9 protein-coding genes are annotated in these 12,797 nt (G+C 71.1%); 6 read left to right on the top strand and 3 right to left on the bottom strand.

The annotated features are described in order from the left end of the window. The first annotated feature begins 25 nt into the window (after positions 1-25). The 4 genes from secD (at position 26) to ACA511_RS39360 (ending at position 6,290) form a co-directional block, all read left to right on the top strand. Positions 26-1,795, top strand: coding sequence for a protein translocase subunit SecD (secD, locus tag ACA511_RS39375; protein ID WP_375029850.1), 1,770 nt, complete (start codon positions 26-28; stop codon positions 1,793-1,795). A 3-nt stretch (positions 1,796-1,798) separates the two neighbouring features. Continuing rightward, complete coding sequence (gene secF / locus ACA511_RS39370) at positions 1,799-2,974, top strand: protein translocase subunit SecF (RefSeq protein ID WP_375029849.1); 1,176 nt, start codon at positions 1,799-1,801, stop codon at positions 2,972-2,974. Positions 2,975-2,983: 9 nt separating this feature from the next. Then, positions 2,984-3,517: an adenine phosphoribosyltransferase gene (locus tag ACA511_RS39365; protein WP_375029942.1), complete on the top strand. Its 534-nt coding sequence runs from the start codon at positions 2,984-2,986 to the stop codon at positions 3,515-3,517. Positions 3,518-4,115: 598 nt separating this feature from the next. Further along, a complete protein-coding gene (locus ACA511_RS39360; RefSeq protein ID WP_375029941.1) occupies positions 4,116-6,290 on the top strand; it encodes a RelA/SpoT family protein in 2,175 nt (724 codons plus the stop codon). 58 nt (positions 6,291-6,348) lie between these two features. Here ACA511_RS39360 and aspS read toward each other — a convergent pair whose 3' ends face one another. From aspS to ACA511_RS39345, 3 genes are read right to left on the bottom strand one after another with little or no spacing between them, the layout of a single operon-like run. Further along, on the bottom strand, positions 6,349-8,109 hold the full coding sequence (gene aspS, locus ACA511_RS39355) for an aspartate--tRNA ligase (RefSeq protein ID WP_375029848.1): 1,761 nt from the start codon (positions 8,107-8,109) through the stop codon (positions 6,349-6,351). Further along, entirely contained in the window at positions 8,106-9,386 is a 1,281-nt protein-coding gene (hisS, locus tag ACA511_RS39350; protein ID WP_375029847.1) for a histidine--tRNA ligase, read from the bottom strand. Before hisS ends, aspS begins: the two co-directional genes overlap by 4 nt. Positions 9,387-9,396: 10 nt before the next feature. Continuing rightward, positions 9,397-10,137: an MBL fold metallo-hydrolase gene (locus ACA511_RS39345; protein ID WP_375029846.1), complete on the bottom strand. Its 741-nt coding sequence runs from the start codon at positions 10,135-10,137 to the stop codon at positions 9,397-9,399. 221 nt (positions 10,138-10,358) lie between these two features. Here ACA511_RS39345 and ACA511_RS39340 point away from each other — a divergent pair, with 221 nt between their 5' ends. Further along, on the top strand, positions 10,359-11,102 hold the full coding sequence (locus tag ACA511_RS39340) for a peptidylprolyl isomerase (RefSeq protein WP_375029845.1): 744 nt from the start codon (positions 10,359-10,361) through the stop codon (positions 11,100-11,102). 72 nt (positions 11,103-11,174) lie between these two features. Next, positions 11,175-12,410, top strand: a complete 1,236-nt coding sequence (locus tag ACA511_RS39335; RefSeq protein ID WP_375029844.1) for a DUF349 domain-containing protein — start codon at positions 11,175-11,177, stop codon at positions 12,408-12,410. Positions 12,411-12,797: the final 387 nt, after the last annotated feature.

Raw genomic sequence — 12,797 nt, 5'->3', positions numbered from 1 at the left:
ACAAAGACGGGAAGTACGACGACAAGTGGCTTCGCCCAGAAACGCTCCCAAGCCAGGGCGCACGCTCCTCGCGCTGTTCGCGATCCTGGTCGTCCTCGGCGGTCTGGCGGTCTGGCAGGGGCGGACGACGCCCAAGCTGGGGCTGGACCTCGCCGGCGGGACGACCGTGACCCTCACGGCGAAGACCCCGGGCGGGAAGAATCCGCCGTCCGCGCAGATGGACCAGGCCGTCAAGATCATGACGCAGCGCGTCAACGGTCTCGGGGTCTCCGACGCGGAGGTCGCGAAGCAGGGCAGCAACAACATCGTGGTGAACGTCCCCGGCGAGGGGCAGAGCCGCGTCGTCAGCCTGATCGGCACCACGGCGAAGCTCCAGTTCCGCCAGGTGTTCGCGAGCGCGGACGGGCGCCCGGCGAGCGCGGCCGCGCCGGCTCCGTCGCCGAGCGGGTCCGCCAAGAGCGGGGACGGCGGCAAGAGCCCGTCGCCCTCCGCCTCGCCGTCCGCTTCGGCGACCCCGCGCGGCCGGGCGCTGTCGGGGGCGCTGACCGCCCCGACGCCGAAGCCGTCCGGCACGCCGAGCCCGTCGGCCTCGCCGTCGTCGCCGCTGATCCAGCCGTCCGGGCAGCCGACCGCTCCCGCGCAGGACGTCCCGGGCGTGACCGACAAGGCCGTCGTCAAGCAGTTCGAGGCGCTCGACTGCTACAACGGCGACCGGCACGCCGCCGGGTCCAACGACCCGAACCGCCAGTTCGTCGCCGCCTGTGACCAGGACGAGGAGAGCGGCCAGGTCACCAAGTACATCCTCGGCCCGGTCCGGGTGCTCGGCGAGAACGTCGACGAGGCGAACGCGATGCCGCCGAACGCCCAGCAGGGCCAGGCGAGCTGGTCGGTCTCGCTGAAGTTCGACGGCAAGGGCGCCCGCCAGTTCGGCGCGGTCACCACCGACGCCTCCCGGGCCTACCAGGCGGACCCGTCCGCCGCGCAGGCGCAGGTCGCGATCGTGCTGGACGGCCAGGTCGTCTCGGCCCCCGCCATCCGGGAGGGCCCGATCACCGGCGGCACCGCCAGCATCGACGGGCCGCCCGAGAGCTTCAACCAGCAGTACGCCACCGACCTCGCCAACGTGCTGAAGTACGGCGCGCTGCCGCTGGAGTTCACGCAGAGCTCCATCGACGAGGTGTCGTCCACGCTGGGCTCCGACCAGCTGACCGGCGGCCTCATCGCCGGCGCGATCGGCCTCGGCCTGGTGGTGCTGTACTGCCTGTTCTACTACCGGGGCCTCGGCCTGGTCGCGGTGTCCAGCCTGGTCGTGGCGTCCGCCATCACCTACCTGGCGGTGGTGATCCTCGGCGAGGGCATGGGCTTCCGGCTCTCCCTGCCGCACATCATCGGGCTGATCGTCTCGATCGGCATCACCGCCGACTCGTTCATCGTCTACTTCGAGCGGCTGCGGGACGAGCTGAGGGCCGGGCGCAGGCTGCGCCCCTCGGTGGAGAACGCCTGGAAACGGGCGCGGCGCACCATCCTCGTCGCCGACGCCGTCACCTTCCTGGCCGCGCTGGTGCTGTACTTCCTCGCGGTCGGCGGCGTAGCCGGGTTCGCGTTCGCGATGGGCCTGACGACGCTCATCGACATCGTCGTGGTGTTCTTCTTCACCAAGCCGCTGGTCGCGCTGCTGTCGCGCACCAAGTTCTTCGGCCGGGGGCATCCGATGTCCGGGCTCGACCCGAAGCGGCTGCACCGCGCCGTCCAGGACCCGGCCGCCACTGGCCGCAAGACGAGCCAGGAGGCCTGACCAATGGGACTGCGCGCGGTCACCTCGCGGATCTACCGGGGCGAGATCAGCGCCGACATCGTCGGCCGGCCGAAGATCTGGTACACGATCTCCGGCCTGCTGCTGGCGCTGTCGATCGCCGGCCTGCTCGTCCAGGGCCTGAACTTCGGCGTCGAGTTCAAGGGCGGCTCCGTCTTCACCTTCAAGGCCACGAGCGCCTCGATCGAGCAGGTGCGCGGCGCCGTCACCGACGGCGGCGCCCACCAGGCGATCGTGCAGAAGGCCGGCGAGGACTGGCGGGTCACGACGGAGAGCATGTCGTCCCCGCACGTCACCGAGGTGAAGTCGAGCATCACGCAGGAACTGGGCATTCCCGCGGAGAAGGTCAGCACCCAGGTCGTCGGCGCCTCGTGGGGCGGTGAGATCCAGAAGAAGGCATGGCAGGCGCTGGCCGTCTTCATGGTCTTGATCATCCTCTACCTGTCGGTGGCGTTCGAGTGGCGGATGGCCGTGGCCGCGGTCGTCGCGCTGGTCCACGACCTCGTCATCACCGCGGGCGTCTACGCCTGGTCCGGCTTCGAGGTCACCCCGGCGACGCTGCTCGGCTTCCTGACGATCCTCGGCTACTCGCTGTACGACGCGGTCGTCGTCTTCGACATGATCAAGGAGGTCACCAAACCGCTCGGCCCGACCTCCAAGACCACCTACAGCGAGGCCGCGAACCAGGCGCTCAGCAGCACGCTGGTCCGCTCGCTGAACACCTCGCTGGTCGCGATCCTGCCGGTCGGCGCGATCCTGTTCATCGGCACCACGCTGTTCGGCGCCGGCACCCTGAAGGACCTGTCGCTCGCCCTGTTCGTCGGCATGATCGTCGGGACGTACTCCTCGATCTGCGTGGCGACGCCGCTGCTCGTCCAGTTCAAGGAGCGCGAGCCGAAGTACCGGCAGATCCGGGAGAACATCGCCCGCCGCGAGCGGAACGCGCAGAAGCAGGTCAAGACCAGCAAGGTCACGGCCGGTGCGGGCGCGTCCGGGAAGCCTCCGGCCGGCGGCGGGGAGACCGGCGACGACGGCGACGAGGCCGGCGACGATTCCTCCGAGGACGTGCGGAGCAGTGTCACCGTGCGGAAGGTCGTGCAGACGGGGCCGCGGCAGCAGCCCAAGCGGGGAACGCGGCATCAGCGCCGCGGCGGCAAGTAGGGCAGGGGAATCTCGAACGTGGACCTCGTCAAGCTGATCCAGGAACGGATCCGGGACATCCCCGACTACCCGAAGCCCGGCGTGATGTTCAAGGACATCACGCCGCTGCTGGCCGACCATGTCGCGTTCGCCGGCGTGGTCGACTCGATCGTCAACCACCACGGCCGCGGCACCATCGACAAGATCGTCGGTATCGAGGCCCGCGGGTTCATCGTCGCCGCGCCCGTCGCCTACCACTTCGGCGCCGGGTTCGTCCCGGTGCGCAAGAAGGGCAAGCTGCCCGCGGAGACGCGGGCGGAGACCTACGACCTCGAATACGGGACCGAGACCATCGAGATCCACTCCGACGCCTTCGAGGAGGGCGACCGGGTGCTGATCGTCGACGACGTCCTGGCCACCGGGGGGACGGCCAGGGCCGCCGCCGAGCTCGTCCGCCGCTGCGGCGGCGAGGTCGCCGGGCTGTCGGTCCTCCTTGAACTGTCGTTCCTGCACGGACGCGACAAACTGGGGAATCTGGACGTCCATTCGCTGGTTACGGTCTAGTGCGAAATCGCCGCCGGATACACTGGCGCCATCAGGGTCCGGTGGGGACGGGCGCGACCCGCGGGGCGTGCACAGCAGCGCCCGGACGGTCAAAGGAGGCTGGGTGCCCGGTGAGGTGGTATCGACCGGAGCGGTGAGCGACGCCGCCGCGGCGCCCCCGGCCGGGAAGCACCCGGTGCGGGACACCGCGGGCGAGCGGGCCGTCAAGGCGGCCGGGGCGTCCACCGTGCCACCGCGGCGCGCCGATCGCCGCACGCCGCCGCCCGGACCCGCCGCCGAAGGCCCCGCGCTCCCCGGCGGCCCGGCCGCCGAAGGCCCCGCCGCCGAGCTCCCGCCGGAAACCGAGGCCCCCGCCGGCGATGGACCGGCCGGCGAACCGGAAGCCGATTCAGCAGACGAAGACCCGCCGGCGCTGAAACCCGCCGCGCGAGCCCCCCGACCAGAGACTCTCCCCGCCGAGCGCACCGGCTCCACGGAGGACGCAGATGGCGCGTCCGAGCACGACGTCCCGTCCAGGCCCACGCCGGCCACGATCCCGCCGTCCGCCGCCCGGGTGCGCCGCAGGCTCGCCAGGCTGGGCGCCCAGCGCGGCCCCACTATGAACCCGGTACTCGAACCCCTGATCAAGACGGTCCGCAACACCCACCCCAAGGCGGACCTCCGGCTCATCGAACGCGCCTACGACGTCGCGGCGCACTACCACCGCAACCAGAAGCGCAAGAGCGGCGACCCCTACATCACGCATCCGCTCGCGGTCGCGACCATCCTCGCCGAGCTCGGCATGAACACCGAGACGCTCTGCGCGGCGCTGCTGCACGACACCGTCGAGGACACCCCGTACACGCTCGACCAGCTGAGCGCCGAGTTCGGCGAGGAGATCGCCGCGCTCGTCGACGGGGTCACCAAGCTCGACAAGGTCAAGTACGGCGAGGCGGCCGAGGCCGAGACCGTCCGCAAGATGGTCGTGGCGATGTCCCGCGACATCCGCGTCCTGGTGATCAAGCTCGGCGACCGGCTGCACAACATGCGCACGCTGCGCTACATGCCGCGGCACAAGCAGGAGAAGAAGGCCCGCGAGACCCTGGAGGTGTTCGCGCCGCTCGCGCACCGCCTCGGGATGAACACGCTGAAGTGGGAGCTGGAGGACCTCGCGTTCGCCACGATGTACCCCAAGCGGTTCGACGAGATCGCCCGGCTGGTGTCCGAGCGCGCCCCGCGCCGCGACGTCTACCTGCAAGAAGTGATCGAGAACGTCTCCACCGACCTGCGCGAGGCCCGGATCAAGGCCACCGTGACGGGCCGGCCGAAGCACTACTACTCGATCTACCAGAAGATGATCGCGCGGGACGTCTCCTTCGACGACATCTACGACCTGGTCGGCATCCGGGTCCTCGTCGACAGCGTCCGCGACTGCTACGCCGCCCTGGGCTCGATCCACGCGCGATGGAACCCGGTCCCCGGCCGGTTCAAGGACTACATCGCGATGCCGAAGTTCAACATGTACCAGTCGCTGCACACGACGGTGATCGGCCCGGAGGGCAAGCCCGTCGAACTGCAGATCCGCACCTGGGGCATGCACCGCCGCGCCGAGTACGGCGTCGCCGCGCACTGGAAGTACAAGGAGGAGACGGTCGGCGGCCGCAAGGCCGGCGACATGCAGTGGCTCCGCCAGCTCCTCGACTGGCAGAAGGAGACCGCCGACCCGGCCGAGTTCCTGGAGTCGCTGCGCTTCGACCTGTCGGTCTCCGAGGTGTTCGTGTTCACCCCGAAGGGCGACGTCATCGCGCTGCCGCAGGGCGCGACCCCCGTCGACTTCGCGTACGCGATCCACACCGAGGTCGGGCACCGATGTATCGGCGCCCGCGTCAACGGGCGCCTCGTCCCCCTCGAATCGGCCCTCGACAACGGCGACACCGTCGAGGTCTTCACCTCCAAGTCGCCGGACGCGGGCCCCTCCCGCGACTGGCTCGGGTTCGTCAAGAGCGCCCGCGCCCGCAACAAGATCAAGCACTGGTTCTCCAAGGAGCGCCGCGACACCGCGATCGAGTCCGGCAAGGACGCCATCGCCCGCGCGATGCGCAAGCAGAACATGCCGCTCCAGCGGATGATGTCCGGCGAGGCGCTGCTCGCCCTCGCCCGCGACATGCGCTACCCGGACGTCTCGTCCCTGTACGCCGCCGTCGGCGAGAGCCAGGTCTCCGCGCAGCACGTCGTCCAGCGCCTCGTCGACGCCCTCGGCGGCGTCGAGAGCGCCGAGGAGGACCTCGCCGAGATCGCCCTCCCGACCCGCCGCAAGCGGGGCCGTCCCGCCGGGGACCCCGGCGTCGTCGTCGCCGACGACCCGGACGTCTGGGTACGCCTGTCCCGCTGCTGCACCCCGGTGCCGGGCGACGACATCGTCGGCTTCGTCACCCGCGGGCACGGCGTCTCCGTGCACCGCGCCGACTGCGTCAACGTCGCCAGCCTGAAGACGCAGCCCGACCGGCTGATCGACGTGAAGTGGTCGCCCAGCGAGGAGTCGGTCTTCCTCGTCGCCATCCAGGTCGAGGCCCTGGACCGTCCCCGCCTCCTGTCGGACGTCACCCGCGTCCTGTCCGACCAGCACGTCAACATCCTGTCGGCGTCGGTCACCACGTCCCGCGACCGCGTGGCCGTCAGCCGCTTCACCTTCGAGATGGGCGACCCGAAGCACCTCGGCCACGTCCTGAAGGCCGTCCGCACCATCGACGGCGTCTACGACGTCTACCGGGTGACGAGCGGCGCCACCCGCTGACCGCCGCAGGCATGACGAGGGCGGCCGCCCTGCAGCGGCCGCCCTCGTCGCGTCCCGGTCAGGAGCCGGCGGGCTCGTCCTCGGGGACGAAGTCGACGCCCGCCTCGGCGCGCTGCTGGGGGGTGATCGGCGTGGGGGCGGCGGTCAGGGGGTCGTACCCGGACGCGGCCTTCGGGAAGGCGATCACGTCGCGGATCGAGTCCTGGCCGGCGAGGAGCATGACCGTGCGGTCCCAGCCGAAGGCGATGCCGCCGTGCGGGGGCGGGCCGAACTTGAACGCCTCCAGCAGGAAGCCGAACTTGGACTCGGCCTCCTCCTTGGAGAGCCCGAGGACGTCGAAGACCCGCTGCTGCATCTCGGCGCGGTGGATGCGGATGGAGCCGCCGCCGATCTCGTTGCCGTTCAGGACGAGGTCGTAGGCGTCGGCGAGGGCGGGGCCCGGGTCGTCGTGGAAGGTGCCGGCGAACTGCGGCTTCGGCGCGGTGAACGGGTGGTGGACGGACGTCCAGCCGATGCGCTCGCCCTTGTCGTCCTCGACGGGCTCGAAGATCGGCGCGTCCACGACCCAGACGAACTTCCAGGCGGACGCGTCGATCAGGTCGCGGCGGCGGCCGATCTCCAGGCGGGCGGCGCCGAGGAGCTCCTGGGTGGCGTGCCGCCTGCCCGCCCCGAAGAAGACCGCGTCGCCGGGGGCGGCCCCGGTCTCGGCGGCCAGGCCCTCCTTCTCGGCGTCGGAGAGGTTCTTCGCGACCGGGCCGCCGAGGGTGCCGTCCTCCTGGACGAGCACGTAGGCGAGGCCGCGGGCGCCGCGGGCCTTCGCCCAGTCCTGCCAGCCGTCCAGCTCCTTGCGGGTCTGCGCGGCGCCGCCCGGCATGACGACCGCGCCGACGTACGGGGCCTGGAACACGCGGAACGACGTGCCGGCGAAGTACTCCGTCATGTCGGTCAGTTCCAGGCCGAAGCGCAGGTCGGGCTTGTCGGAGCCGTACCTGTCCATCGCGTCGGCGTAGGTGATGTGGGGGATCGGGAGGGGGATCTCGTAGCCCGCGATGTCCTTCCAGAGGCGCGCCACGAGGTCCTCGCCGACCTTCAGGACGTCGTCCTGGTCGGCGAACGACATCTCGATGTCGATCTGGGTGAACTCGGGCTGCCGGTCGGCGCGGAAGTCCTCGTCGCGGTAGCAGCGGGCGATCTGGTAGTAGCGCTCCAGCCCGCCGACCATGAGGAGCTGCTTGAACAGCTGCGGCGACTGCGGCAGCGCGTACCAGTGGCCGGGCTGCAGCCGGACGGGGACGAGGAAGTCGCGGGCGCCCTCGGGCGTCGACCGGGTGAGGGTGGGCGTCTCGACGTTGACGAAGCCGTGCTCGCGCATCACCTCGTGCACCAGGAACGACGCCTCCGAGCGGATCTTCATCGCGCGGGCGACCGACTCGCGGCGCAGGTCGAGGTACCGGTACTTGAGCCGGATCTCCTCGTTGACGTTGACGTCGCCCTCGATGGGGAACGGCAGCGGCGCGGCGTCCGACAGCACCTCGATGTCGGACGCGGCGACCTCGATGTCCCCGGTGGGCAGCTCGGGGTTCTCGTTGCCCGCCGGCCGGACGCGGACCTCGCCGACGACCTTGACGCAGTACTCCGAGCGCAGGTCGTGCGCGGTGTCCTCCTCCCGGAAGACGACCTGCGCGGTACCGGACGCGTCGCGCAGGTCGATGAACGTGACGCCGCCGTGGTCGCGGCGGCGGCCGACCCAGCCGGCCAGCGTGACCTGCTGCCCGGCGTGCTCCTTGCGGAGCGTCCCCGCCTCGTGGGTGCGGATCATTCGGAGAGCCCTTCTTTCAACGTCGTGGTGAGGTCGGTGAGCGGGACGGCGGTCTGCTCGCCCGTGGCCAGGTCCTTGACCTGGGCGACGCCGTCCGCGATATCTCGCTCCCCGAGGATCACGGCGTAGCGGGCGCCCGACCGGTCCGCGTCCTTCATGGCGCCCTTCAGCCTCTTGCCGCCGAACGCCATGTCGGCGGCGATCCCGGCGCGGCGCAGGTCGGCGACGAGCGCGAACATGCGGCGCTCGGCGGCGTCGCCGAGCGCGACGCCGAACGCCTCGCAGCGCGGCTTCGCGCCGAACGCGGCGCCGGGCCCCTCCTGCGACTCGGCCTCCAGCGCCAGGATCGTCCGGTCCAGGCCGAGGCCGAACCCGATGCCGGGCAGCGGCGGGCCGCCGATGTCCTCGGAGAGGCCGTCGTAGCGTCCGCCGCCGCCGATCCCGGACTGGGCGCCGAGCAGCGGGTGGTCGAACTCGTAGGTCGTGCGCGTGTAGTAGTCGAGGCCGCGGACGAGGGTGGGCGTGTCCTCCCACGCGATGCCGAGGTCGGCGAGCAGCTCGCGGACCCGGTCGTGGTGCGCCTTGCAGGCCGGGCACAGGTGGTCGGCCATCAGCGGGGCGCCGGCGAGCTGGTCCCGCACCCTGGGGCGCTTGTCGTCCAGCACGCGCAGCGGGTTGATCTCGACGCGGGCTCGGGTGTCGTCGTCCAGGTCCAGGCCGCGCAGGAAGTCCTGCAGCAGGGCGCGGTAGGCCGGGCGGCACTCCTTGCAGCCGAGCGAGTTCAGCAGCAGCCGCACCCGGGTCAGCCCGAGCGACCGGTACCAGCCGGACGCGATCGCGATCGTCTCGGCGTCGACCTGCGGGTCCTCGCTGCCGATCGCCTCCAGGTCGAGCTGGTAGAACTGCCGGTAGCGGCCCTGCTGCGGGCGCTCCGCGCGGAACGCGGCGCCCGTCGTCCACACCTTCACCGGCAGCACGCCCTTGTGCAGGTTGTTCTCCAGGACGGCGCGCAGCACCGTCGCGGTGAACTCGGGGCGCAGCGTCAGCGAGCGGCCGCCCCTGTCCTCGAACGTGTACATCTCCTTGGACACCACGTCGGTGGACTCGCCGACGCCGCGCCGGAAGAGGTTGGTGTCCTCGAAGACGGCCAGCTCCAGATAGCCGTACCCGGCCAGCCGCGCCTGCTCGGCGAACGCCTCGCGGATGGCGTAGAAGAGGTCCGCGCGCGGCGGAACGTATTCACTGACCCCCTTGGGGGCCCGGAAGCTCGAACTCATGGTCTCTTGCTCAGAATCCCTTGTTGGGTCCGTCCGCGGGCGCGGCCGTCTCGTTCAGGGGGGACGGCCCCCCTGCACCTCCCGGCGGAAGCCCGGTGAGGAACGGGTTCGTCGCGCGCTCGCGGCCGATTGTGGTCTGCTCTCCGTGGCCGGGCAGGACGGCGGTGTCGTCGGGCAGGCTCAGGCACACCCGGGACAGGCTGGCGAGGATCTCCTCGTACGATCCGCCCGGCAGGTCGGTGCGCCCGATCGACCCCGCGAACAGCAGGTCGCCGGAGAACATCACGTCCGGGACCTGCTGCGCCTTCGGCGTCCGGAAGGTCACCGACCCGGGCGTATGGCCCGGCGCGTGGTCGACGGTGAAGCTCAGCCCGGCCAGCTCCAGCACCGACCCGTCCGCGAGCTCCCTGACGTCGTCCGGCTCCGCCAGCTCCAGGCCGCCGAACAGCTGCTGCCCGGCGCCGAGCGACAGGCCCTTCGCCGGGTCGGTGAGCAGGTCGCGGTCGTCCGGGTGGACGTAGGCGGGGACGTCCTTGGCGCCGCAGACCGGGGCCACCGACCAGACGTGGTCCAGATGGCCGTGCGTCAGCAGCACCGCGACCGGCTTCAGCCGGTGCTCGCGCAGGATCTCGTCGATCCCCGCCTCGGCGTCCTGGCCGGGGTCGATGATCACGCACTCCTCACCCGCGGCGGGCGCCACGATGTAGCAGTTCGCGGCGAACGATCCAGCGGGGAACCCGGCGACGAGCACGGTCGTCCTTCCTTAGAACCATCTCGGGTAGGCGTGTCCGAGGGTACCGGCGGGGCCGCGGCCACCGCGAACGAGATAGGGCCGTCGCCGTGTCGCGTCCGGGGGCCGGCCGCGCCGGCGGGGGCCCGGGAAGCGCTCCCTGAACGCGGAGGCGCTTTTACTCGCGCGTACCGCTACTATGCGCTGCACGTTCACCTGATCACACCGGAGAGGCGAGGCACGTGGCGGGGAAGGACCGCAAGAAGCAGCTCGCGCGGCAACGCTACGAGCGCCAGGAGCAGCGGCGCGCGCAGGAGGCCGCGAAGGCGCGCAGACTCAAGATCATCGGCTCGGTGGCCGCGGTGGCGGTGGTCGTCGCCGGCGTCGCGGCGTTCATGGTCTTGAACAAGGACGAGTCCACGGCCGCCGGCCCGCGCTGCGTCTACCAGTCGGACACGCAGGGCCGGGTGAAGAAGGTCGCCACCCCTCCGGGCGAGCCCGCCCACAAGGGCATCGTCCAGGCCCTGGTCAAGACGAACCAGGGCGACGTCGTGATGCAGCTGTACGGCGACAAGGCGCCCTGCACGGTGAACTCCTTCGCGTCCCTCGCGCAGAAGGACTTCTACGACAAGACCCAGTGCCACCGGATGACGAGCGGCGGACTCAACGTCCTGCAGTGCGGCGACCCGTCGGCGTCCGGCAGCGGCGGGCCCGGCTACCGGTACGCCAACGAGAACACCTCGGGCGCCACCTACACCGAGGGCACGCTCGCGATGGCGCACACCCAGCAGCCGGACTCCAACGGCAGCCAGTTCTTCATGGTCTACAAGGACTCGCAGCTCCCGCCGGAGTACACCGTCTTCGGCAAGATCACCAAGGGGCTGGACGTGCTCAAGAAGATCGCCAAGGGCGGCACGGAGCCGGCGGGCGACGGCAAGCCCAAGAAGAAGGTCGAAATCCAGGACGTCACGATCGCCGGGAATTAGGCGAACGGGATACTAAGGTGTGGAGGGTCCGGAGGGCGTGAGTCGTCCGGGCCCGCGATTCAGGAGGCAAGGGTGTCCAGCGCGACCGATCCCTGGGGCCGGGTGGACGAGGACGGCACCGTCTATGTCAGGACGGCGGACGGCGAGCGGGTCGTCGGATCCTGGCAGGCCGGAGCGCCCGAAGAGGCCCTGTCCTACTTCAAGCGCAAGTACGACGCGCTCGTCACCGAGATCGGCCTGCTCGAACAGCGTCTCCGCACCACCGACCTGCAGCCCGCCCAGGCGCAGGCGAGCATCGACCGGCTCCGCGAGTCCGTCGCCGGGGCGCACGCCGTCGGCGACCTCGACGCGCTCGCCCGCCGCCTGGACGGCCTGACCGAGCAGGTCGGCCGGCGCCGCGAAGAGGTCAAGGTCCAGCGCGAGCAGCACCGCCACGAAGCCCGCGAGGTCAAAGAGCGCATCGTCGCCGAAGCCGAGCGGATCGCGGCCGAGGAGACGCACTGGAAGAACGGCGGCGAGAGGCTTCGCCGCCTCGTCGAGGAATGGAAGGCCGCCGACCGCATCGACCGGCCCACCGAGACCGCCCTGTGGAAGCGGCTGTCGTCCGCCCGCAACGCCTTCACCAAGCGCCGCAAGGCCTACTTCGCCACCCTCGACGACCAGCGCGAGGAATCCCGCAGGGAGAAGGAGCGCCTCGTCGCCGAGGCCGAGGCGATGTCCGGCTCCACCGACTGGGGCGACACCGCCGCCGCCTACCGCGACCTGATGCGCCGCTGGAAGACCGCCGGCCGCGCCTCCCGCGACGTCGAAGAAGACCTCTGGACCCGCTTCAAAGGCGCCCAGGACGCCTTCTTCCAAGCCCGCGGCGCCGCCTTCGCCGAACGCGACGCCGAGTTCCGCGGCAACGCCGAGGAGAAGGAGAAGATCCTCGCCGACGCCGAACGGCTGCTGCCCGTCCGGGACGTCCGCCAGGCCCGCCAAGCGCTCCGCACCATCCAGGAACGCTGGGAGGCCGCCGGCATGGTCCCCCGCGACCAGCGCGACCGCCTCGAAGGCCGGCTCCGCAAGATCGAGGAGACCGTCCGCTCCGCCGAAGAGAACGAATGGCGCCGCACCAACCCCGAAGCCCGCGCCCGCGCCGAGGCCACCGTCGGGCAACTGCGCAGCTCCATCGAACAACTGGAGAAACGCCTCGGCAAAGCCCGCGACGCCGGCCGCGACAAGGACATCAAGGAAGCCGAAGAGGCCCTCAACGCCCGCCGCGCCTGGCTCGAAGAAGCCGAACGCACCCTCGCCGAATTCTCGTGATCTCCCAGGGGGGCGACCCCCTGGAACCCCCGTTGCGACGCAGGCGATCCTCACGCCGCTGTTGCGGTCTTTTGTGCCTGTGACGGTGTGTGTGGCGTCGCTGCGGTCGCCTGCGTCGACGGGCATGCCCGCTGCGCTCGCTTGCGCTCGCTCCGCGTGCCTGCCCGTGGCCGTCGGTTGAGGTCAGTACCCGCTGTGTTCGCAGGGCTCGCTTCTGGCGCCTGCCCGTAAGTGGTGGCTGAGGTCGGTGTCGGCTGCGGTTGCAGGGCTCGCTTCCTTGTGCTTGCCCGTGTGTTCTGGCGGCTCGGGTGCCGGGGCCGAGGTCCAGGGCTATGGGGGCTGGGGTTCGGGCTGTCGGGGGTGGGGCTCAAGCCTGCGGTGCTCGGG

Source organism: Actinomadura sp. GTD37 (assembly GCF_041951365.1).
In the GTDB taxonomy this organism is placed as follows: Bacteria; Actinomycetota; Actinomycetes; order Streptosporangiales; family Streptosporangiaceae; genus Spirillospora.
Note: the sequence above shows the minus strand (reverse complement) of the source record. Positions and strands in the feature narration are given on the sequence as shown.